General features: G+C 68.7%; 19 protein-coding genes. 18 read left to right on the top strand and 1 reads right to left on the bottom strand.

The window, feature by feature from the left end; genetic code table 11:
* Window positions 1-11 precede the first annotated feature (11 nt).
* The 14 genes from AC1DSA_RS07165 (at window position 12) to AC1DSA_RS07100 (ending at window position 15586) form a co-directional block, all read left to right on the top strand.
* Window positions 12-1352: a branched-chain amino acid ABC transporter permease gene (locus tag AC1DSA_RS07165; protein ID WP_477888032.1), complete on the top strand. Its 1341-nt coding sequence runs from the start codon at window positions 12-14 to the stop codon at window positions 1350-1352.
* A gap of 86 nt (window positions 1353-1438) precedes the next feature.
* Window positions 1439-2206 carry an ABC transporter ATP-binding protein gene (locus AC1DSA_RS07160; RefSeq protein WP_477887510.1) on the top strand — a complete coding sequence of 256 codons (768 nt, stop codon included), beginning with the start codon at window positions 1439-1441 and terminating at the stop codon, window positions 2204-2206.
* 4 nt (window positions 2207-2210) lie between these two features.
* Window positions 2211-2906: an ABC transporter ATP-binding protein gene (locus AC1DSA_RS07155; protein WP_477888030.1), complete on the top strand. Its 696-nt coding sequence runs from the start codon at window positions 2211-2213 to the stop codon at window positions 2904-2906.
* Window positions 2907-3028: 122 nt separating this feature from the next.
* Window positions 3029-5128, top strand: a complete 2100-nt coding sequence (locus AC1DSA_RS07150; protein WP_477887508.1) for a 3-hydroxyacyl-CoA dehydrogenase NAD-binding domain-containing protein — start codon at window positions 3029-3031, stop codon at window positions 5126-5128.
* A 12-nt stretch (window positions 5129-5140) separates the two neighbouring features.
* A complete protein-coding gene (locus AC1DSA_RS07145; RefSeq protein ID WP_477887506.1) occupies window positions 5141-6616 on the top strand; it encodes a M20 family peptidase in 1476 nt (491 codons plus the stop codon).
* 31 nt (window positions 6617-6647) lie between these two features.
* A complete protein-coding gene (locus tag AC1DSA_RS07140) occupies window positions 6648-7823 on the top strand; it encodes an acetyl-CoA C-acyltransferase (protein ID WP_477887504.1) in 1176 nt (391 codons plus the stop codon).
* A 127-nt stretch (window positions 7824-7950) separates the two neighbouring features.
* On the top strand, window positions 7951-9804 hold the full coding sequence (locus AC1DSA_RS07135; RefSeq protein WP_477887502.1) for an acyl-CoA dehydrogenase: 1854 nt from the start codon (window positions 7951-7953) through the stop codon (window positions 9802-9804).
* Window positions 9804-10028 carry a hypothetical protein gene (locus AC1DSA_RS07130; RefSeq protein WP_477887500.1) on the top strand — a complete coding sequence of 75 codons (225 nt, stop codon included), beginning with the start codon at window positions 9804-9806 and terminating at the stop codon, window positions 10026-10028. The genes AC1DSA_RS07135 and AC1DSA_RS07130 overlap by 1 nt, the downstream gene beginning before the upstream one ends.
* Window positions 10029-10051: 23 nt before the next feature.
* On the top strand, window positions 10052-10843 hold the full coding sequence (locus AC1DSA_RS07125; protein ID WP_477887498.1) for an SDR family oxidoreductase: 792 nt from the start codon (window positions 10052-10054) through the stop codon (window positions 10841-10843).
* Between the two features lie 4 nt (window positions 10844-10847).
* Window positions 10848-11276 (top strand): PaaI family thioesterase, encoded by a 429-nt coding sequence (locus tag AC1DSA_RS07120; protein ID WP_477887496.1) that lies wholly within the window; start codon window positions 10848-10850, stop codon window positions 11274-11276.
* Window positions 11277-11285: 9 nt separating this feature from the next.
* Window positions 11286-12302: an NADP-dependent oxidoreductase gene (locus AC1DSA_RS07115; protein ID WP_477887494.1), complete on the top strand. Its 1017-nt coding sequence runs from the start codon at window positions 11286-11288 to the stop codon at window positions 12300-12302.
* A 57-nt stretch (window positions 12303-12359) separates the two neighbouring features.
* Complete coding sequence (locus AC1DSA_RS07110) at window positions 12360-14030, top strand: isovaleryl-CoA dehydrogenase (RefSeq protein ID WP_477887492.1); 1671 nt, start codon at window positions 12360-12362, stop codon at window positions 14028-14030.
* 51 nt (window positions 14031-14081) lie between these two features.
* Window positions 14082-15035 (top strand): glutathione S-transferase family protein, encoded by a 954-nt coding sequence (locus AC1DSA_RS07105; RefSeq protein WP_477887490.1) that lies wholly within the window; start codon window positions 14082-14084, stop codon window positions 15033-15035.
* Between the two features lie 8 nt (window positions 15036-15043).
* The gene (locus AC1DSA_RS07100) at window positions 15044-15586 is read left to right on the top strand and encodes a methylated-DNA--[protein]-cysteine S-methyltransferase (protein WP_477887488.1); all 543 of its coding nucleotides are present in this window, start codon (window positions 15044-15046) and stop codon (window positions 15584-15586) included.
* Between the two features lie 10 nt (window positions 15587-15596).
* Here AC1DSA_RS07100 and AC1DSA_RS07095 read toward each other — a convergent pair whose 3' ends face one another.
* Window positions 15597-16313 (bottom strand): hypothetical protein, encoded by a 717-nt coding sequence (locus tag AC1DSA_RS07095; protein ID WP_477887486.1) that lies wholly within the window; start codon window positions 16311-16313, stop codon window positions 15597-15599.
* A gap of 141 nt (window positions 16314-16454) precedes the next feature.
* Between AC1DSA_RS07095 and AC1DSA_RS07090 the strand changes: the two genes are divergently transcribed.
* The 4 genes from AC1DSA_RS07090 to AC1DSA_RS07075 are packed head-to-tail and all read left to right on the top strand — an operon-like array spanning window position 16455 to window position 21992.
* Entirely contained in the window at window positions 16455-18782 is a 2328-nt protein-coding gene (locus AC1DSA_RS07090; protein WP_477887484.1) for a Tex family protein, read from the top strand.
* Window positions 18783-18837: 55 nt separating this feature from the next.
* Window positions 18838-19743: a hypothetical protein gene (locus AC1DSA_RS07085; protein WP_477887482.1), complete on the top strand. Its 906-nt coding sequence runs from the start codon at window positions 18838-18840 to the stop codon at window positions 19741-19743.
* Between the two features lie 5 nt (window positions 19744-19748).
* Entirely contained in the window at window positions 19749-20870 is a 1122-nt protein-coding gene (locus AC1DSA_RS07080) for a serine/threonine-protein kinase (RefSeq protein ID WP_477887480.1), read from the top strand.
* A 33-nt stretch (window positions 20871-20903) separates the two neighbouring features.
* Window positions 20904-21992, top strand: coding sequence for a phospholipase (locus AC1DSA_RS07075; RefSeq protein ID WP_477887478.1), 1089 nt, complete (start codon window positions 20904-20906; stop codon window positions 21990-21992).
* The last annotated feature ends 22 nt before the right edge of the window (window positions 21993-22014 follow it).

Raw genomic sequence — 22014 nt, 5'->3', positions numbered from 1 at the left:
TCGGCGTGGCGATGGACATCCAGGACCCCCTGGCCGATCGCGCGCGATCCGGCAAGTCGCGCCGCGCCGCTTACTACGAGTTCAAGCCCTACAACGTCGGCCGCTGGATCGTGTGGAGCGCCTTCGCGCTGCTGCTGGCCGTCGCTCCCATGCTGTTCACCAGCAGCCTGGCGCACACCATGCTGTCGCAGATGGGCATCGCCATCATCGTCTGCCTCTCGTACAACATGATCCTGGGGCAGGGCGGCATGCTCAGCTTCGGGCATGCGGTCTATTCGGGGATGGGATCGTTCCTCGCGATCCATACGCTCAACCTGGTGGCCAAGGGCGGCTGGCCCATCCCGGTGAGCCTGATCCCGATCGTGGGCGGCCTCTCGGCCATGTTGTTCGCCGTGATCTTCGGCTACGTCACCACCAAGAAGGCCGCCACGCCCTTCGCGATGATCACGCTGGGCATCGGCGAACTCGTGTGGGCCAGCTCGCTGATGTTCCCCGAATTCTTCGGCGGCGAAGGCGGCATCTCCGGCAACCGCGTGGCCGGGCCCAAGCCCCTGGGCATCACCTTCGGGCCGCAGATCCAGCTGTACTACCTGATCGCGGTCTACACCTTCATCTGCACCGCCGCCATGTTCGCCTTCACGCGCACGCCGCTGGGGCGCATGCTCAACGCGGTGCGCGACAACCCCGAGCGGGTGGAGTTCGTCGGCTACGACACGCAGAAGGTGCGCTACATGGCGTTCGTCCTGTCCGCGTTCTTCGCCGGCATCTCGGGCGGCCTGGCGGCGCTGAATTTCGAGATCGTCACCTCCGAGGTCGTGGGCGGGCCGCGCTCGGGCGCCTACCTGCTGTTCACCTTCCTGGGCGGGGCGACCTTCTTCTTCGGCCCGATCATCGGCGGCGTGCTGATGGTGCTGGCCGGCGTGCTGCTGTCCGAGCTGACCAAGGCCTGGCTGCTGTACCTGGGCCTCGTCTTCCTGTTCATGGTGATGTACGCGCCCGGCGGCATCGCCAGCCTGATCATGATGAACCTTCGGGTGGCGTCCTTTGGTCGCCTCAAGGAGCTCTGGGTCAGCTACCTGGCGCTGGCGGTCACCGCGCTGGTGGCCCTGCTGGGTGCGGCGGGCATGATCGAGATGGTCTACCACCTGCAGCTCAATGCGGCCCTCGGTCCCGAACTGCACTTCCTGGGCGTGAACCTCAACGCAAAGGGCCTCGACAGCTGGTTCGGCGCTGGCTTCGTCATGCTCACCGGCATCGGCCTGTTCGAGGTCGCCCGCCGCCACTACCTGAAGCAATGGGGCGAGATCCAGGAATTCATCGAGAAGGAAATGAAGCGGAGGGAGACGCTGTGAGCATGAGCACCGCAGGACCGCTCCAAGGTGCGAACGCCCCCTCGGGGGGCAGCGCGACGCCGAGGGAGTCGCGCGTGGGGGCCGCCATGCCTGCCCTTGAATTGAAGGACCTGCGCAAGTCCTTCGGCAAGACCGAGATCATCCGCGGCTGCAGCCTGCAGGTGGCCCAGGGCGAACGCATCGCCGTGATCGGCCCCAACGGCGCGGGCAAGTCGACGCTGTTCAACCTCATCAGCGGCCGCTTCGCGCCCACCAGTGGCCAGGTGCTGCTCAACGGCCACCGCATCGACGGCAAGAAGCCGTTCGAGATCAACCGGCTGGGCCTCTCGCGCAGCTTCCAGATCACCAACATCTTCCCCAAGCTGTCGGTGTTCGAGAACCTGCGCTGCGGCGTGCTCTGGAGCCTGGGCTACAAGTACACCTTCCTGAAGTTCCTGGCCGACCTGGACGATGCCAACGAACGCGCGGAGCAGCTGCTGCAGATGATCCGGCTGCACAAGAAACGCGACGTCCTGGCCGTCAACCTGACCTATGCGGAGCAACGCGCGCTGGAAGTCGGCATCACCATCGCCGGCGGCGCCAACGTGATCCTGCTGGACGAGCCCACCGCGGGCATGAGCCGGGAGGAGACGCGCCGCTTCATCGAACTGATCAAGGAAGTCACGGTGGGCAAGACCCTCCTGACCGTGGAGCACGACATGGGCGTCGTGTTCGGCCTGGCCGACAAGATCGCGGTGGTGGTCTACGGGGAAATCATCGCGTACGACACGCCCGAGCGGGTGCGCGCCAACCAGCGCGTGCAGGAGGCCTACCTCGGCTCCTCCGTCGCCACGCAGCAGGCGGGAGCGCACTGACATGCTGCTGCACATCGAGAACCTCCACGCCTTCTACGGCAAGAGCCACGTGCTGCACGGCGTGCACTTCGACGTCGCCGCGGGCGAGATCGTCGCGCTGCTCGGCCGCAACGGCTCGGGGCGGTCGACCACGGCCAAGGCGATCATGGGCATGGTGGAGTGCAGCGGCCACGTCGCCTGGAACGGGCGCAACATCCAGGGCAGCAAGCCGTACGAGATCGCCCACCTGGGCATCGGCTACGTGCCGGAAAACCGCGACATCTTTCCCAAGCTCACGGTGCACCAGAACCTGATGCTGGGCCAGAAGAGCGCCAAGCAGAAGGGCCGCTGGAGCTTCGACGACATGTACGGGATGTTCCCGCGCCTGAAGGAACGCCAGCACACCGAGGCCGGCGTGCTCTCGGGCGGCGAGCAGCAGATGCTGACGCTGTGCCGCACGCTCATGGGCGACCCGGAACTGATCATCATCGATGAGCCGACCGAGGGCCTCGCGCCCAAGATTGTCGAGCTGGTCGGCGAATACCTGAAGACGCTGAAAACGCGCGGCGTCTCGGTGCTGCTGATCGAACAGAAGCTCACGATCGCGATGGCGATCTCCGACCGCGCCCTGGTGATGGGCCACGGCAGCATCGTCTTCCAGGGCACGCCCGAGACCCTGCGCGGCGATGCCTATATCCGCAAGGAGTGGCTGGAGGTATAACCGCCAGCGAAGCCATGTCCCCCAGCGGACATTGCGCCATTGCACCGCAGCATTCGCCCCCTACAATCGCCAAAAGCGAACGACCGTTCTTTTCCCTCTTTCATCCCCCCAAAGGAAGCAGCATGACGGCTGAATACAAGGTTCACGGCGACGTCGCCGTGATCACGCTGAACAATCCGCCGGTCAACGGACTGGGCTACGCCACCCGCACCGCGATTGCCCAGGGCATCAACCAGGCGAACGCCGATGCCGCCGTCAAGGCGATCGTCATCACCGGGGCGGGCAAGGCCTTCTCCGGCGGCGCCGACATCAAGGAGTTCGGTTCGCCCAAGGCGACCGCGGAACCCAACCTGCTGTCCGTCATCCTCACCTGCGAGAACTCCTCCAAGCCCATCGTCGCCGCGATCCACTCGGTGGCCATGGGCGGCGGCCTGGAGCTCGCGCTCGGCTGCCACTACCGCATCGCCGCTCCGGGCGCCAACATCGCGCTGCCGGAAGTGAAGCTCGGCCTGATCCCGGGCGCGGGCGGCACCATGCGCCTGCCGCGCGTGCTGGGCGTGGAGCCCGCGCTCAACATGATCGTCAGCGGCGAGGCCGTCAAGAGCGAGATGCTGGCGCAGTTGCCCGGCCAGAAGCTGTTCGACAAGATGGCGTCCTCGCCCGAGGCGCTGCTGGAAGAGGCGATCGCCTTCGCGCGCTCCGTCGCCGCCACCCGCCCGCTGCCCCTGGTGCGCAACCTGCCTTCCAGGCACCCGCTGGGCGATGCGTACTTCCAGTTCGCGCGCAACATGGTCAAGGGCATGGCGAAGAACTTCCCGGCGCCGGCCAGGTGCGTCGATGCGGTGGAAGCTTCGACCAGGAAGAAATTCGACGAAGGCATGGCCTACGAGCGCGAGATCTTCACCGCGCTGATGTTCACGCCCGAATCGCGCGCGTTGCGCCACCTGTTCATGGCCGAGCGCGCCGCGTCCAAGATCCCGGACGTTCCGGAAGACACGCCGCAGCGCGAGATCAAGTCGGTGGCGGTGATCGGCGCCGGCACCATGGGGGGCGGCATCTCCATGAACTTCCTGAATGCCGGCATCCCTGTGACCATCCTGGAGATGAAGCAGGAAGCCCTGGACCGCGGCATCGCCACGATCCGCAAGAACTACGAAGGCCAGGTCAAGAAGGGCAAGCTCAAGCAGGACAAGTACGACCAGCGCATGGCCCTGCTGAAGACGACGCTCTCGTACGAAGAGATCGGCCAGGCCGACCTCGTGATCGAGGCCGTGTTCGAGGAGATGGGCGTCAAGCAGAAGGTCTTCGAGAAGCTCGACCAGGTGATGAAGAAGGGCGCGATCCTCGCGTCCAACACCTCCACGCTGGACGTGAACCAGATTGCCTCCTTCACCAAGCGCCCGCAGGACGTGGTCGGCCTGCACTTCTTCAGCCCGGCCAACGTGATGAAGCTGCTGGAAGTGGTGCGCGGCGAAAAGACCGGCAAGGACGTGATGGCCACCGTCATGTCCATGGCCAAGAAGATCAAGAAGACGGCGGTGGTGTCCGGTGTCTGCGACGGCTTCATCGGCAACCGCATGATCGAGCAGTACAGCCGCCAGGCCGGCTTCCTGCTGGACGAAGGAGCCACGCCGCAGCAGGTGGACCGCGCCATCGAAAGATTCGGCTTCGCCATGGGCCCGTTCCGCATGGGCGACCTGGCCGGCAACGACATCGGCTGGGCGATCCGCAAGCGCCGCGCGCAGGAGCGTCCCAACATGCTGTACAGCCGCACCGCCGACAAGCTGTGCGAGCTGGGCCGCTTCGGCCAGAAGACCGGCGCCGGCTGGTACGACTACAAGGAAGGCAAGCGCGACGCGATCCCCTCCAAGCTGGTCGAGGACATGATCGTCGAGCACCGCAAGTCCTTGGGGCTAGAGCCGCGCAAGATCTCCGACGAGGAGATCGTGCAGCGCCTGGTGTTCGCGCTGGTCAACGAAGGCGCTCGCATCGTCGAAGAGGGCATCGCCGCCCGCGCCAGCGACCTCGACATGGTCTACATCACCGGCTACGGCTTCCCCATCCACCGTGGCGGCCCGATGCTCTATGCGGACCAGGTCGGCCTGTTCAACGTGGCGCAGGCCATGAAGCGCTTCCAGGCCAACCCGCGCGACGACGCCAAGTTCTGGGAGCCGGCGCCTCTGCTGGCCAAGCTGGCCAGCGAAGGCAAGACCTTCAGCTGAGGCGGGCGCACGGTGCTCAAGCGCGTCCTGCTGTTCGTGTTGGCCGCGGTGCTGCTGCTGGCGGCAGCCGTTGCCGTCAACACGCTGCGCCAAGGCTCGCGACAGCTGGACGTGGCCGCCGCGCCGCCGCTGGCTGTCGACCAGCCGTCGGTGGCGGACAAGCTGGCGGGGGCGATCCGCTTCCAGACCGTGTCCAGCCACGGGGACCCGTCGCTCAACGCCGCGGAGTTCCAGAAGCTGCACGCGCACCTGCAGCAGCGTTTTCCCCTGGTGCACGCCAGGCTCAAGCGCGAGGTCGTGGGCGACCTCACGCTGCTCTACACCTGGCCGGGCAGCGATGCCAATGCCAAGCCGATTGCCTTCCTGGCGCACCAGGATGTCGTGCCGATCGCCCCGGGCACCGAGCCCAACTGGCAGGCGGCGCCGTTCTCCGGAGAACGCAAGGACGGTTACGTCTGGGGCCGCGGCGCCTGGGACGACAAGGCCAACCTGGTCGCGCAGCTGGAAGCGGTGGAGATGCTGCTGGCATCGGGCTTCCAGCCGAGGCAGACGGTCTACCTGGTGTTCGGCGCCGACGAGGAAGTGGGCGGCCTGCGCGGTGCCGCGCAGGTGGTGAAACTGCTGCAGGAACGCAAGGTGCGCCTGGACTTCGTGATCGACGAGGGCCTGCTGATCACCGAGGGCGTCATGCCGGGCCTGAAGCAGCCCGCGGCGCTCATCGGCATCGCCGAAAAGGGCTACCTCTCGGTGGTGATGAAGGTGCCGGCGACGCCGGGCCACTCTTCCATGCCGCCGCCCAAGGGCACCAGCGCCATCGGCATGATGGCCGCGGCCTTGCGCCGGCTCGATGACGAACAGCTGCCCGCGTCCCTGCGCGGCGTGGCCCGCGAGATGTTCGAGACCATCGCCCCGGAAATGGGTGGCTTCCAGCGCGTCGCCCTGTCCAACCTGTGGCTGTTCGGTCCGCTGGTGCAGGCGCAGCTGGAAAAGGGCGCCAGCACCAACGCGATGCTGCGCACCACCACGGCACTGACGATCGTGAACGCGGGCAACAAGGACAACGTGATCCCCGGTGAGGCGCAGGCCACGGTCAATTTCCGCCTGCTGCCCGGCGACACGACCCAGTCGGTCCTCCAGCACGTGCGCGGCAAGACGGGCGAACGCTTCGAGCTGATGGCCTTGCCGGGTTCGGCCGAGCCGTCGCCGGTCTCGCCGACGCAGTCGAGCTCCTACCAGTTGATCAACCGGACGGTGCGCTCGCTGTTTCCCGGCACCCTGGTCGCGCCCGGCCTGATGGTCGCCGCCACCGATTCGCGCCACTTCGCGGCGGTCTCCGACCACGTCTACCGCTTCTCTCCCGTCCGTGCGAAGCCCGAGGACCTCTCGCGTTTCCACGGCACCAACGAGCGCATCGCCGAAGCCAACCTCGGCGAGCTCGTCCGCTTCTACCACCAGCTGCTGCGCAACCTGAACGCACCCGCGCCCTGATCCCCGGAACCCGTCCAGAAAGGCCCACCCCATGACCAACGCCGTCATCGTCTCCACCGCCCGCACCCCCCTCACCAAGAGCTGGAAGGGCGCCTTCAACATGACGCACGGCGCCACGCTCGGCGGCCACGCCGTCAAGCACGCGCTGCAGCGCGCCGGCGTGCCCGGCGACGCCGTCGAGGACGTTCTGATGGGCTGTGCCAACCCCGAAGGCGCCACCGGCGCCAACATCGCGCGGCAGATCGCGCTGATGGCCGACCTGCCGGTCACCGTGTCGGGCGCGACGGTCAACCGCTTCTGCTCCTCCGGCCTGCAGACCATCGCCATGGTGTCGCAGCGGATCATCGCGGGCGAGGGCGAGGTCTACGTCGCCGGCGGCGTGGAAAGCATCTCCTGCGTGCAGCAGGAAATGAACCAGCACATGCTGCGCGATCCCGCGCTGGACAAGAAGAAGCCCGAGATCTACTGGTCGATGCTGCAGACCGCGGAGCAGGTCGCCAAGCGCTACAACATCGGCCGCGATGCGATGGACGAATACGGCGCAGCCAGCCAGCAGAAGGCCTGCGCCGCGCAGGAAGCCGGCAGGTTCCAGGACGAGATCGCGCCGATCACCGTCAAGGCCGGAGTGGCCGATGCCGTCATGGGCCTGATCACCAAGGAAGTGACCGTGTCGCAGGACGAAGGCCTGCGCCCGGGCACGACCAAGGAAGGCATCGCCGGCATCAAGCCCGCGCTGCCCGGTGGTGTCATCTCCGCCGGCAATGCCAGCCAGTTCTCCGACGGCGCCGGTGCCTGCGTGGTGGTGAGCGAGGAGTACGCGAGCCGCAACAACCTCAAGCCCCTGGGCCGCTTCCTCGGCTTCGCCGTCGCCGGCTGCGAGCCCGACGAGATGGGCATCGGTCCCGTCTTCGCCATTCCCAAGGTGCTCAAGCGCCTGGGCCTCACGGTGCAGGACATCGACCTGTGGGAGCTGAACGAAGCCTTCGCCGTGCAGGTGCTGTACTGCCGCGACAAGCTGGGCATCCCGGCCGACCGCCTGAACGTCGACGGCGGCGCCATTGCCGTCGGCCACCCATACGGCGTGTCGGGCCAGCGCCTGACCGGCCACGCGCTGATCGAAGGCAAGCGCCGAGGCGCCAAGCGCGTCGTCGTGACGATGTGCATCGGCGGCGGCATGGGCGCGGCCGGGGTGTTCGAGGTCCTGTAAGAAGCGCTGGGGTTCGCTGCGCTCACCGCCAGCCTACGATGGGCATTCGTAGGCGAGGTGAGGCGCCAGCGCCCCGTAGGCTGGTGGTGAGCCGCAGGCGAACCCCAGCGATTTCGCCGGAATCGCCATGTCCTCCCTCCGCCCCACTGTCGATTTCCTCCTTTACGATTGGCTGCAGGCCGACCGCCTGAACGGGCGGTCGCGTTTCGCCGATCATTCGCGCGAGACCTTCGACGCCGTCCTCGACACCTGCGAACGGATCGCGCGCGAGAAGTACGCGCCCTTCAACCGGCTGGTGGACACCGAGGAGCCGCGCTTCGACGGCGAGAAGGTGATCCTGCCGAAGGCGACGCACGAGGCGCACGACGCCTATGTCGCCTCCGGCATGCTCAGTGCCGCGCAGGACTACGAGGAGGGTGGCATGCAGTTGCCCTACACGATCGAGGCCGCGGCCGGCACCTTCTTCGCGACCGCCTCGGTCAGTATCGGCGGCGGCCTGCTCACCAAGGGCAACGCCAACCTGCTGCTGGTGCACGGCACCGAGGCGCAGAAGCAGGTTTTCGCCCGCAACGAATTCAGCGGCCGCTTCTCGGGGACCATGGCCTTGTCGGAGCCGCAGGCCGGCTCCTCGCTCTCCGACGTGGCGACCCGGGCGACCCCCGATGGCGCCGACTTCGAGAGCGATCCGCTGGGCCCGCGCTACCGCCTGCGGGGCAACAAGATGTGGATCTCGGCCGGCGAACACGAGCTGGCCGAGAACATCGTCCACCTGGTGCTGGCCAAGATCCCGGGACCCGACGGCAAGCTGGTGCCCGGCACGCGCGGCATCTCGCTGTTCATCGTCCCGAAGAAGCTGGTGGGCCTGGACGGCCAGCTCACCGGCGAGCGCAACGATGTCGCGCTGGCCGGCCTGAACCACAAGCTGGGCTGGCGCGGCACCACCAACACGCTGCTGAATTTCGGCGAAGGCAAGTACCCGGTGCGCGCCAACCAGGGAGGCGGCCTCGACGGCCGCGGGGCCGGCGCGATCGGCTACCTGGTGGGACGTCCCGGCGAAGGCCTGCGCTGCATGTTCCACATGATGAACGAGGCGCGCATCGGCATCGGCCTGGCCGCCACGGCACTTGGGCTCGCCGGCTACTACGCCTCGCTCGACTATGCGAAGCACCGGCCGCAGGGGCGCCCGGTGGGACCTGCCGGCAAGGACCCGGCGCAGCCGCAGATCCGCATCATCGAGCACGCCGACATCAAGCGCATGCTGCTGGCGCAGAAGTCGTATTGCGAGGGCGCGCTGGCGCTGCTGCTGTTCTGCGCGCGGCTGGTGGACGAGCAGCACACCGGCACGCCCGAGGCGGCCGAGGAGGCCCGCCTGCTGCTGGAGGTGCTGACGCCGGTGGCCAAGAGCTGGCCCAGCGAACTGTGCCTGGAGGCGAACTCGCTCGCGATCCAGATCCACGGCGGCTACGGCTACACGCGCGACTTCCCGGTGGAACAGTACTGGCGCGACAACCGCCTGAACATGATCCACGAGGGCACGCACGGCATCCAGGCCGCGGACCTGCTGGGCCGCAAGGTGGTGATGGAAGGCGGCAAGGGCCTGCAGCTGCTGGCCGCCCGCATCAACGCCACCATCGAGCGGGCGATCCAGCGCCCGGAGCTGGCCGAGCACGCCAATGCACTCGGCGCCGCCCTGCAGAAGGTCGGCGCCGCGACCAAGGCGGCCTGGGCGACGGCCAACCCGGCCGATGCGCTCGCCAACGCGGTGCCCTACATGCAGGCCTTCGGCCACCTGGTGATCGCCTGGACCTGGCTGGACGTGCTGCTCGTGTTGCCGGCGCAGGCCACGAAACCGGCCGACGAGGGCCGCGTGCGTGCGGCGCGCTACTTCTTCCACTACGAGCTGCCGAAGATCGGCGCCTGGCTGCGCGTGGTCGAGACGCGCGATCCGACCTGCGCGACCATGCCGGAGGATGCGTTCTGATGACCTCCGCGCGCACGCTGGCCCGGCTGGACACCATCGCCTGGATCCTGATCTACGCCGGCCTGTTCGCCCTGGTGCTGGGCGTCGCTTCGCACGGCCATACCCGGATCGGCGGCTGGAGCCTGTCCGTGCTGGGCGTCGTGGCCGCGGTGGCCGGCGTGGTGCTGATCGTCGTGCGCGCGCGCCTGACCGAGCGCGGCGGCGGCGCACAATCGAAACCCTGACAGACAACACGGAGAACCCCCGCATGACGCGCACGGTGCAGCAATTGTTCGACCTCACGGGCAAGGTCGCCCTCGTCACCGGCGGCTCGCGCGGCCTCGGCCTGCAGATGGCGTATGCGCTGGGCGAAGCCGGCGCGAAGATCATGCTCAGCTCGCGCAAGGCGGGCGACCTCGAGGAAGCGGCGGCGGACCTGCAGGCCGCCGGCATCGACGCCCGCTGGATCGCCGCCGACTGCGCGCGCGAAGAGGACATCCGCAAGCTGGCCGACCAGACGCTGGAGCGAATGGGCGACATCGACATCCTGGTGAACAACGCCGGCGCCGCCTGGGGCGCTCCCGCCGAGGAGCACCCGGTGGAGGGCTGGGACAAGGTGATGAACCTCAACGTCCGCGGCTACTTCATCCTGAGCCAGCAGGTCGCCCGGCGCAGCATGATCCCGCGCAAGTCGGGCCGCATCATCAACATCGCCTCCATCGCCGGCCTGGGCGGCAACCCACCGGACATGCACACCATCGCCTACAACACCTCCAAGGGCGCTGTGATCACCTTCACCCAGGCACTGGCCTGCGAGTGGGGCAAGTACGGCATCAACGTCAATGCGATCTGCCCGGGCTTCTTTCCCAGCAAGATGACCAAGGGCACGCTGGACCGCATCGGCGTCGACAAGCTGGCGCAGAACGCGCCGCTGCAGCGCCTGGGCGACGACGAGGACCTCAAGGGCCTCACGCTGCTGTACGCATCGGACGCCGGCAAGCACATCACCGGACAGTGGCTGGCGGTGGACGGCGGCGTGTCCGTGGTGACGGGGGGCTGAACCCGTGGCGACTCCCAAGCTGTTCGGCGTCGAGATTCCCTTCGTCTCCCACCTCGGCTTCGAGCTGGTCCGGATGGAAGGCGGCGAGTCGGAACTGAAGTACCTGCCGAAGCACGAGCACCTGAACTCCTTCCTGGTCACGCACGGCGGGGCGATCATGACGCTGCTGGACGTGACCCTGGCGACGGCCGCGCGCAGCGTCGACCTGGAGATCGGCGTCGTCACCATCGAGATGAAGACCACCTTCATGCAGCCCTGCAAGGGACTGCTGACCGGCAAGGGCCGGCTGATGCACCGGACGAAATCGATGGCCTTTGCCGAAGGCACCATCTTCGACGCCGAGGGCAAGCCCTGCGCCCACGCCACCGGCACCTTCAAGTACGTCAAGCGGCCGGCACCCACCGCGCCGGCCAACACCATTTCCACCGACTGAGAGGTCCCCATGCCCAAGAACAAGCAGATCCTGCTGGACAACCGCCCCGAAGGCGAAGCGAAGGCCTCCAACTTCAAGCTGGTCGCGGCCGACATCCCGCCACTGAAGGACGGCGAGGTGCTGGTGCGCAATCATTTCCTGAGCCTGGATCCCTACATGCGCGGGCGCATGAACGACGCCAAGAGCTACGCCGCGCCGCAGCCGCTGGGGCAGGTGATGCAGGGCGGCACCGTGGGCGAGGTGGTGGAGAGCCGCAGCCCGAAGTTCGCCGTCGGCGACAAGGTGGTGGGCATGGGCGGCTGGCAGGAATACGCCGTGGCGGTCGCCGACCAGCCCGGCATGCTGCGCAAGGTGGACACGACGCACGTTCCGCTGTCGCACTACCTGGGCGCGGTCGGCATGCCCGGCGTCACCGCCTGGTACGGCCTGAACCGGATCATCCAGCCGAAAGCCGGCCAGACGCTCGTCGTCAGCGCCGCCAGCGGCGCGGTCGGCAGCGCCTTCGGGGCGCTGGCCAAGGTGCGCAACTGCCGTGCCGTGGGCATCGCCGGCGGGCCGGACAAGTGCCGCTACGTGACCGAGGAACTCGGTTTCGACGCCTGCGTCGACTACAAGCAGCACGCCGATGCGCATTCGCTGTCGAAGGCGCTGAAGGAAGCCTGCCCCAACGGCATCGACGGCTACTTCGAGAACGTGGGCGGCATGGTGATGGACGCCGTGATGCTGCGCATGAACGCCTTCGGCCGCATCGCGCTGTGCGGCATGATCGCCGGCTACGACGGCAAGCCGATCCCGATGGCCTTTCCGCAGATGATCCTCACCAACCGCCTGACGGTGGAAGGCTTCATCGTCAGCGAGCACATGGACGTGTGGCCGCAGGCACTGCAGGAGCTGGGTACGCTGGTGGGCACCGGCAAGCTCCGGCCCCGCGAGTCGGTGGCGCAGGGCCTGGAGTCGGCGCCCGAGGCCTTCCTGGGCATGCTGAAGGGCAAGAACTTCGGCAAGCAGCTGGTCAAGCTGGTCTGAGGCTGCCGGGGCCGCCTGCGCGATACTCGGGCGGTGCCTGCCAGCCAGGGAGGGAACATGCCCGCGTCCACGCACGAAGTCTTCAACCAGCCGGCGCCGCTGGTGGACTACAACCTGTTCGACACCAACCGGCCGCTGCAGGACGCCCTCAAGCTCAACGCGCCCGGGCTGGACACGGCCCCGCTGCGCGAGCTCGGAGCCCTTGCCGGCACCGCCGACATGCAGGCGCACGCGCGGCTGGCCAACGCCCACACGCCGCAACTGCACACGCACGATCGCTTCGGGCATCGCATCGATGAAGTCGAGTTCCACCCCAGCTACCACGCACTGATGAGCGCGGCCGTGCAGGCCGGACTGCATGGAACGCCCTGGGCTCCCGCCGCCGCGAGTTCTTCGGCCAAGGGGGAGGGCGCCCATCCGCATGTGCTGCGGGCCGCCGGTTTCATGCTGTTCACCGAGCTGGAGCCGTCGATCCTGTGCCCGATCTCCATGACCTACGCGGTGACGCCGGCCCTGAGCGCCAACGCGGCGATCCACAAGGAATGGGGTCCGCGGCTCACCAGCCGCAGCTACGACCCCGTGCTCAAGCCCTTCGACCAGAAGGCCGGCGTGACCATGGGCATGGGCATGACGGAGAAGCAGGGCGGCTCTGACGTGCGCGCGAACACCACCGCGGCGGAACGCGACGGCAGCGACGCCTGGGGCGAGCGCTACCGCATCACCGGCCACAAGTGGTTCCTCTCGGCGCCCATGTGCGATGCCTTCCTGGTGCTGGCGCAGACGGGCTCGGGCCTGAGCTGCCTGTTCCTGCCGCGCGTGCTGCCCGACGGCACCCGCAATGCGCTGCACATCCAGCGGCTCAAGGACAAGCTGGGCAACAAGGCCAACGCCAGTTCCGAGGTCGAGTTCCAGGATGCGATCGGCTGGCTGGTCGGAGAGGAGGGCCGCGGCATCCCCAAGATCCTGGAGATGGGCACGATGACGCGGCTGGACTGCGCATTGGGCACCAGCGGCCTGATGCGGCAGGCGCTCGCGATCGCCCTGCACCACACGGGACAGCGCAGCGCCTTCGGCAAGCGGCTGGTCGAGCAACCGCTGATGCGCAACGTGCTCGCCGACCTGGCGCTGGAAAGCGAGGCGTCCACCGCGCTGGCCCTGCGCCTGGCGCGCGCCTTCGACCGCCGCGAGGATGCGCACGAGGTGGCGATCGCCCGCCTGCTGACGCCCATCGCCAAGTTCTGGATCTGCAAGCGGGGCAGCCACTTCGCCCAGGAGGCGATGGAGTGCCTGGGCGGCAATGGCTACGTGGAGGAGGGCGGCGAGGGCGTGATGGCGCGCATCTACCGCGAGATGCCGGTCAACTCCATCTGGGAGGGCGCCGGCAACATCATGGCGCTGGACCTGCTGCGCGCCATCCGCAAGGCCGATGCGGCGGCCGCGCTGGAGCACGAACTGGCGCCGGCCAAGGGCGCCCATCCGGCGCTGGACCGCATGGCCGCGGCCTTGCCAGCGCGCGTGGAGGCGATGGCCACCGAAGTCGAGGCGCGTCGCCTGGCGCAGGACGTGGCGCTGGCCGTGCAGGCCGCGCTGCTGCACCAGGGTGCGCCGGACGCCGTGTTCGCGGCCTTCTGCGCATCGCGCCTGGGCGGCGACTGGGGCCAGGCCTTCGGCACGCTGTCCGCTAGCACCGATTTCGACAAGATCCTGCAGCGCGCCCTGCCGAACTGAAATTCGCCGAAGATTCGCCCTGGGGATCCGCCCCTTCCAGTCCTCACCTCCATGAACGACCTGATCCTGCACAACTACGCCAGCTCGCCCTTCTCCGAGAAGATCCGCCTGGTGCTGGGCTACAAGAAGCTGCCGTGGAAGTCGGTGCAGATCCCGCCGATCATGCCCAAGCCCGACGTGCTGGCGCTCACCGGCGGCTACCGCAAGACGCCGGTGCTGCAGGTGGGGGCGGACATCTACTGCGACTCCGCGCTGATCTGCGACGTGCTGGAGCACGTGCGTCCGGAGCCGACGCTGTACCCGCCGCACCTGAAGGGCGTGTGCCGCATCTTTGCCCAGTGGGCGGACTCCAGCCTGTTCTGGGCGGCCATGGGCTACAACCTGCAGCCAAAGGGGGCCGCACACGTGTTCGCCAAGGCCCCGCCCGATGCCGCCAAGGCCTTCGGCGAAGACCGCAAGGCCATGTCCGGCACCATGGTGCGCCTTCGCCCGGGCGACGCCACCTCGGCCTATCGCTCCTACCTGCGCCGCCTGGCCAACATGGCCGACGAGCACGACTTCCTGTTCGGCATGGAACCCTGCGTCGCCGACTTCGCCGCGTACCACGGCATCTGGTACACACGCGCCCAGGTGCCCCTGCTGGCCGACATCCTCAATGCCACGCCCTCTGTGGGCGAGTGGGCCAACCGCATGGAAGCGATCGGCCACGGGGCGATGACCAAGCTCACCTCCGCGGATTCCATCGCGATCGCCGCCGCCGCCGATCCCGCACCCGCCGGCGCCAACCTGCTGATCGATAGCGCGTTCCAGGACGACCACGGCCTCGCGCTGGGCAGCCGCGTCACCATCGCCGCCGAATCCTTCGGCAACGAACCCACCGAAGGCGAACTGATCGCGGCCACCCGCACGCACTACAGCCTGCGTCGCGAGGACGCGCGGGCGGGTCTGTTGCACGTGCATTTCCCCCGCATCGGCTACGTGCTGCGGGCCGCGCAGCCGACCTGAACCGGACCATGGGCCGGGTTCTGGGCTTCTGCCTGTTCGACACCGCCCTCGGTGCCTGCGGCATCGCCTGGATGGCCGACGCGATCGCGGCCGTGCAGTTGCCGGAGGCGGACGCCGCCGGCACGCGGCGGCGCATGCTGCGCTACACCGGCGAGTGCGAAGAACTGGCGCCGCCGGCTTTCGTGCGGGGCGCGATCGCGCGCATCCAGGCGCTGCTGACGGGCGCGCAGGACGACCTGGCGGACCTGCCGCTGGCCCTGGAGGGCGTTCCGGAATTCCATCGCCAGGTCTATGCGGTCGCGCGTGCGATCCCGCCGGGCGAGGTGCTGACCTATGGCGAAGTGGCGCGCCGCATCGGCGAACCGGGCGCGGCCCGGGCCGTGGGGCAGGCGCTCGGCCGCAACCCGTTCGCGCCGGTGGTTCCGTGTCACCGCGTGCTCGCCGCCGGCGGGCGATCGGGCGGCTTCTCCGCCGAAGGCGGCGCCGCCACCAAGCTGAAGATGCTGGAAATCGAAAAAGCCCGGTTCGACGACGAACCGGGCCTGTTCTGACCAAGGGGCCTCAGAACCAGCGGCGCCAGCCGGATTCGGCGGGCCGGTCTTCCGCCTTCGCCCGCTCTTCGCGATGCACCTCGCGCTCGGCCCGGATGCGCTCGTCACGCAGTCGCTCTTCTTCGCGCATCTCCGCCTGGCGGGCTTCCTCGTTGCGCGCGATCGCGTTCTGCTCGCGCACCAGCTCGCCTTCGGCGCGCAGGGGAGCGGGGCTGACCACCGGCACGGCCGCCCCGCCCGCGTAGCCCATGCGCTCGAAACGCGTTTCCAGGCGATGCTCCATCTCGTTCAGGCGGGCGGACAGCGTGCGGTTGATCTGCTCCAGCTGCGTGCGCAGCTCGCGCTGGTGCTCCAGGCGGGACTTTTCCAGTTCCGACGCCGCGATCGTGTCGCGCTCGCGCAGGCCGCTCAGGTGGGTGTCGAAGTGCTCGCGCAGCTCGGTGAAGCGGGAAGCCTCGGCCTTGTCGGCCAGGGCACGCTGCGCTTCCAGCTCCTTGTAGTGTTGGCGCGATTCCAGCAGGGCGGAGGTGCGCATGGAACCCGCGGCCACGGCAAACACCACCAGGGCCAGCAACAGCAGGCCCAGGAGGATGCCTCCCAGCGGTGCGTCAACCACGACGGGGCCGAACAGCAGCGGAGAGGAGCGGGTGACCTCGGACCAGTTCAGCGCGGCGAAGCCCGCGACGAGCAGGATCGCGATGAGCAGCAGGACGAATCGTGAGCGCATGGGAACTCCTTCGGGTGTTGTCGAAGATTCTCTGCAGTGCGGCCGCAACATCTGTCAGCCGGCGCCCTGTTTGCCTGTACGGGGCATGTGGCAAACTCGCGCGCTTTCCGGCGATTCCTCGCCCGCCCAAGCAGTAACACGATGCAAAAAATCCTGAGGCAGATCGCTGCCGAACTCCGCGTCCAGGAAACCCAGGTGCGTGCCGCCGTCGAGCTGCTGGACGGCGGGGCCAGCGTCCCCTTCATCGCCCGCTACCGCAAGGAAGCCACCGGCGGCCTGGACGACATCCACCTGCGCGAGCTGGAAGCCCGGCTCGCCTACCTGCGCGAGCTGGAGGAGCGGCGCGAGGCCGTCCTGAAGAGCATCGACGAGCAGGGCAAGCTGACGCCGGAGCTGCGCTCGGCCATCGAGGCGGCCGCGACGAAGCAGGATCTGGAAGACCTGTACCTGCCCTACAAGCCGAAGCGCCGCACCAAGGGCCAGATCGCCCGAGAGGCCGGGCTGGAGCCGCTGGCGGACCTGCTGTGGGCCGATCCCGCGCGCGATCCCGCCCAGGAGGCCGCCGCTTTCGTGAAGGCGGAAAAAGGCGAGAACGGGGACGATTTCACGACCGTGGCGGCGGTACTGGACGGCGTGCGCGACCTGTTGTCGGAGCGCTGGGCCGAGGACGCACCGCTGGTGCAGTCGCTGCGCGAATGGCTGTGGGCCGAGGGCCTGCTGAAGGCGAAACTTGGGAGCGGCAAGGACGAGAACCATCCTGACATTTCCAAGTTCCGCGACTACTTCGACTACGACGAGCCGATCGGCAAGGTGCCGTCGCACCGCGCCCTGGCCGTGTTGCGCGGCCGCGCGCAGGACATCCTCGAAGTGAAACTGGCGCTGCCGGTGGATCCCGAGCCGGGCCAGCCCTCCATCGCGGAGGGCAGGATCGCGCTGCACCTGGGCTGGAGCCACCAGAAGCGGCCCGCCGACGACCTGCTGCGCAAGTGCGTGGCCTGGACCTGGCGGGTCAAGCTGTCGCTGTCGACCGAGCGCGACCTGTTCTCGCGCCTGCGCGAGGATGCCGAAAAGGTGGCGATCAAGGTGTTCGCCGAGAACCTGCGCGACCTGCTGCTGGCCGCTCCCGCCGGGCCGCGCGTCGTCATGGGCCTGGATCCTGGCATCCGCACGGGCGTCAAGGTGGCGGTGGTCGATGCCACCGGCAAGCTGGTGGACACCGCCACGGTGTACCCGCACGAGCCGCGCCGCGACTGGGAAGGCGCGCTGCACACGCTGGCGCAACTGGCGCGCAAGCATGGCGTGAACCTGATCGCGATCGGCAACGGCACCGCCAGCCGTGAGACCGACAAGCTGGCCGCCGACCTGGTCAAGCGGCTGGACGCGGACATCCAGCGCGTGGTGGTGAGCGAAGCGGGCGCCTCGGTGTATTCGGCCAGCGAGTACGCCTCGCAGGAAATGCCCGACGTCGACGTCAGCCTGCGTGGCGCCGCATCGATCGCGCGCCGGCTGCAGGACCCGCTGGCCGAACTGGTGAAGATCGAACCGAAATCGATCGGCGTCGGCCAGTACCAGCACGACGTGAATCAGAGCGAGCTCGCGCGCACGCTGGACGCCGTGGTCGAGGACTGCGTGAACCGCGTGGGCGTGGACCTCAACACCGCCAGCGCGCCGCTGCTGTCGCGCGTCTCCGGCCTGTCGGGCTCGGTGGCGAAAGCGGTCGTGCAGTGGCGCGAGGCGAACGGCGCCTTCCGCAGCCGCCAGCAACTGCTGCAGGTGAGCGGCCTGGGCCCCAAGACCTTCGAGCAGAGCGCGGGCTTCCTGCGCATCCGCGGCGGCGACAACCCGCTGGACATGACGGGCGTGCACCCCGAGACCTATCCCGTGGTCGAGAAGATCCTGGCCGCCGCGAACAAGCCGGTGCAGGAGCTCATGGGCCGCGCCGAGATGCTCAAGACGCTGAAGCCGGAACTGTTCGCCAACGAGAAGTTCGGCGTCATCACGGTCAAGGACATCCTGGGCGAGCTGGAGAAGCCCGGGCGCGACCCGCGGCCGGACTTCAAGGTGGCCCGCTTCAACGAAGGCGTGGACGACATCAAGGACCTGCAGCCCGGCATGGAGCTGGAAGGCACCGTCAGCAACGTCGCCGCCTTCGGCGCTTTCGTGGACCTGGGCGTGCACCAGGACGGGCTGGTGCACGTGAGCCAGCTGGCGCACAAGTTCGTCACTGATGCGCGCGAGGTCGTGAAGACCGGCGACATCGTCAAGGTGAAGGTGCTGGAGGTGGATCCCGTGCGCAAGCGCATCAGCCTCACGATGAAGCTCGGTGCGCCCGCAGCGCGCCGCGACGGCCCCCGCGAAAACCGCTTCGAAGGCGCGGGGCGAGGCCAGCGCGCAACAAACAATGCACCCGTTGGCACGGCGATGCAGGGCGCGTTCGCCAAATTGCAAGGCTTGCGCAAGCAGTCGTAGGCAGTGCAGGGCGCCCGGCGCACAATGGCCGCATGGTGGTGATGCAGTCCCGCGGATGACGGCCGAATCCGGTCCGCTTCCGGTCCCGGCGAGCGTGCTGTTCCTGCGGATGCGGGGATTCGCCGACGACCTTCCCAGCACGCAGAAGACCCGCCGCGAGCGCCTCGCCGGCCTGGTGCAGGCACTGCTCGCGGCCTGGGACAACGAACATCGCGTGGTGCTGGACGCGCCCGACGGCCTGGCCATCGTCGGCGAAGTGGAGCCGGCGAAAGCGCTGGCCGGCGCCCAGCTGGTCGCGGTGCAGGGCGCCGACGCGAACCTGGGCATCGGCCTGCACCACGGGCCGGTGCGCGCGCTGCAGGACGGCTCGCGGGTCGTCGGCGACGGCATCGACACCGCCGCGGCCCTCGCGGGCTTCGCCACCGCCCAGCCCATCGTTGCATCGCAGGCCTTCCGCGAGGCCCTGGCGCTGCGCGCGCCGCGGCTGGCGGAAGACCTGGAGCCGGCCGGCGAGCAGGTCGACGAGCGCCTGCGTCCGCATGCCTTGTACGTCTTCGATCCGCAACCCGCGCGCCATCGCGCCGCGCGGCGCAAGGTCGTCGCCGGCGCCGGCGTGCTGGTCCTGCTCGGGGTGGGCTGGGCCGGCCGCGTGCTGCGCGAACACTACGCCGAGGCGCGCCGGCCCGCCGTGATCCTGCTGGACGTCCGGCCCTTCGGCGAGGTGTTCGTCGACGGCGATGCCAAGGGCAGTTCGCCGCCCTTGGTGCGGCTGTCGCTGCCGGCGGGACCGCACAGCATCGAGGTGCGCAACGGTCGGCTCCGACCGCTGCACATGCAGGTGCTGCTGCAGCCCGGCGAGGAGATGCAGTTGAAGCACGTCTTCACCGCCCCGACGCAGCCTGCGCGCCGCGCCAGGCCGAAGGAGCAGCCCGGCCTGCTCGATCGCTTCAAGTTCTGGTGAACGCCATGGCCCTTCGCCCGCCGCCCTTCACCCACCTCGGACGCTACCGCGTGCTCAGCGAGCTGGGGCGCGGCGCCATGGGCGTGGTCTACCTGTGCGACGACGAATCGCTGCAGCGGCAGGTGGCCATCAAGACGCTGCTGCTGCCCGACGACGCCGGCGATCGCAGCCAGCTGGAGGCGCGCTTCCGGCAGGAGGCCAAGGCCGCGGCCGGACTGAACCACCCGGGCATCATCACCATCCACGACATCGGCCGCGAAGGCGACTGGCTGTACATCGCGATGGAGCTGCTCAAGGGCACCGAACTGCGCGACCGGCTGCAGCAGGGCGCGATGCCCATGGACGAGGCCGTCGACATCGCGGCCCAGGTGGCGTCCGGGCTGGCGGTGGCGCACGCCGAGGGCATCGTCCATCGCGACATCAAGCCAGGCAACATCATGCTGGTCGGGCAGGGGCAGTCGAAGATCATGGACTTCGGCATCGCCCGGATGAAGTCGTCCGACGTGCGCACGCAAAGCGGCACCATGATGGGTTCGCCCAAGTACATGTCGCCCGAGCAGGTGGGCGGCCACCCGGTGGACGCGCGCAGCGACATCTTCTCGCTGGGCTCCGTGCTCTACGAGATGCTGACGGGCGAGCAGGCCTTCGCAGGCGGCAACCTGGGGCAGCTGCTCAACGCCATCCTGCACTCCACCCAACCGCCCCTGAGCCACCACCGCCAGGGAATCCCGACGGTGCTGGAAGTGGTGGTGGGGCGGGCGCTGCAGAAGAATCCGCAGGCGCGCTACCAGGACGCCGGCGAGATGGCGCGCGACCTCGCGCAGTGCCGCATTGCGCTGGCGCGCACGCGTGCCGCCACACCGGCCGCGGCGCAGGCGCCGGCCGATCCTTATGCGTCCACCGCGCCCGCGGGCAGCGAGCTGCCGGAGACGTTGGCGACGGCAGAGCCCGTGGGGTTGCCGCCATCGCCCCAGTTCGATTCGGCCGTGGGCCTGCGGCGCCTGCTGGCCGACCGCAGCGGCGAACCGGCCCTGCGCAATCCACCGAAACGCGACCTGCGCGCGGTGGGCTGGTCGCTGGCCTATGTCGCGGCGGCGCTGGGCGCGGTCGTGATCGCCTTCGGCTGAAGCGGCGAGCGCCCGCCTCCTAGAATCCGGCCGATGCGAGCATTGCGCATCTATGCGGGACCGCTGGCACGCCGCCACATCGAGGACCATGGACTGGCCCCTGCCGACGTGGGCGTGGTGCCCGCCGCCGCGGGCGGCCCCAAGGGATTGATCCTCGGGCGGCTGGACCGCTTCCTGTTCGGGCAGTGGCTGCCCCGCACGGACCACACCGTGCACCTGGTGGGCGCGTCCATCGGCGCCTGGCGCATGGCCACGGCCTGCCTGCGCGAACCCATGCAGGCCTTCGAGCAACTGGAGCGCGACTACATCGCGCAAAGCTACGACCTGCCGCCGGGGCAGAAGGCGCTCACCGCCGCCGACGTGTCGCAGCGCTTCAGCGGAGGGCTGGAGGCCTTCTACGGCGGACGCATCCGCGAGGTGCTGACGCATCCGCGTTTCCGGCTGCACGTCGTCACCTCGCACGGGCGGCACGTGCTGGGACGGGAACATCGCTTCGGAACGCCGCTGGGCTATCTCGGCGCCTTCGTCAGCAACACGCTGCACCGCAAGGCGATGGGCGCATGGCTGGAACGCGTGGTGTTCTCCGTGCCGCAGGACGGTGCTCCCTGCCCGCTTCCCTTCGCGACCGACGACTTTCCGACGCGCCAGGTGCTGCTGACCGAGGCGAACTTCCAGCCGGCGCTGCAAGCGAGCTGTTCGATCCCCTTCCTGCTGAAGGCGGTGCACGACATCCCGGGCGCGCCTCCCGGCGCCTATTGGGATGGCGGCATCACGGACTACCACCTGCACCTGAAGTACGGCCGCGGCCCGGGGCCCGGGCTGGTGCTGTATCCGCACTTCCAGAAAGCGGTGGTGCCCGGCTGGCTGGACAAGGGCCTCAAGTGGCGGCACCGGGCCACGGCCTTCCTGGACCGCATGGTGGTGCTGGCGCCGGACCCGGCCTGGGTGCGGACGCTGCCCAACGCAAAGTTGCCGGATCGGACGGACTTCACACGCTACGGGTCGGACCTGCAGTCCCGCATGGACGCGTGGTGGAGCGCCGCCAGGGCTGGCCAGCAACTGGCGGACGAATTCGCCGAATGGCTGGAGCGGCCGGAGCCCGCCCGCGTCGAGGCGCTGTGAAGCCGCGGGCGCGCGCAGCCCG

It is taken from the genome of Ramlibacter sp. P4_H7, from assembly GCF_056400765.1.
The sequence above is the reverse complement of the archived record's forward strand: the minus strand, read 5'-3'. Positions and strand labels throughout refer to the sequence as shown.

Coding starts and splice junctions, on each gene's coding strand:
- AC1DSA_RS07165 (WP_477888032.1), top strand. CDS start 12: ATGGACATCCAGGACCCCCTGGCCGATCGCGCGCGATCCGGCAAGTCG.
- AC1DSA_RS07160 (WP_477887510.1), top strand. CDS start 1,439: ATGCCTGCCCTTGAATTGAAGGACCTGCGCAAGTCCTTCGGCAAGACC.
- AC1DSA_RS07150 (WP_477887508.1), top strand. CDS start 3,029: ATGACGGCTGAATACAAGGTTCACGGCGACGTCGCCGTGATCACGCTG.
- AC1DSA_RS07140 (WP_477887504.1), top strand. CDS start 6,648: ATGACCAACGCCGTCATCGTCTCCACCGCCCGCACCCCCCTCACCAAG.
- AC1DSA_RS07135 (WP_477887502.1), top strand. CDS start 7,951: ATGTCCTCCCTCCGCCCCACTGTCGATTTCCTCCTTTACGATTGGCTG.
- AC1DSA_RS07130 (WP_477887500.1), top strand. CDS start 9,804: ATGACCTCCGCGCGCACGCTGGCCCGGCTGGACACCATCGCCTGGATC.
- AC1DSA_RS07125 (WP_477887498.1), top strand. CDS start 10,052: ATGACGCGCACGGTGCAGCAATTGTTCGACCTCACGGGCAAGGTCGCC.
- AC1DSA_RS07115 (WP_477887494.1), top strand. CDS start 11,286: ATGCCCAAGAACAAGCAGATCCTGCTGGACAACCGCCCCGAAGGCGAA.
- AC1DSA_RS07110 (WP_477887492.1), top strand. CDS start 12,360: ATGCCCGCGTCCACGCACGAAGTCTTCAACCAGCCGGCGCCGCTGGTG.
- AC1DSA_RS07105 (WP_477887490.1), top strand. CDS start 14,082: ATGAACGACCTGATCCTGCACAACTACGCCAGCTCGCCCTTCTCCGAG.
- AC1DSA_RS07100 (WP_477887488.1), top strand. CDS start 15,044: ATGGGCCGGGTTCTGGGCTTCTGCCTGTTCGACACCGCCCTCGGTGCC.
- AC1DSA_RS07095 (WP_477887486.1), bottom strand. CDS start 16,313: ATGCGCTCACGATTCGTCCTGCTGCTCATCGCGATCCTGCTCGTCGCG.
- AC1DSA_RS07090 (WP_477887484.1), top strand. CDS start 16,455: ATGCAAAAAATCCTGAGGCAGATCGCTGCCGAACTCCGCGTCCAGGAA.
- AC1DSA_RS07085 (WP_477887482.1), top strand. CDS start 18,838: ATGACGGCCGAATCCGGTCCGCTTCCGGTCCCGGCGAGCGTGCTGTTC.
- AC1DSA_RS07080 (WP_477887480.1), top strand. CDS start 19,749: ATGGCCCTTCGCCCGCCGCCCTTCACCCACCTCGGACGCTACCGCGTG.
- AC1DSA_RS07075 (WP_477887478.1), top strand. CDS start 20,904: ATGCGAGCATTGCGCATCTATGCGGGACCGCTGGCACGCCGCCACATC.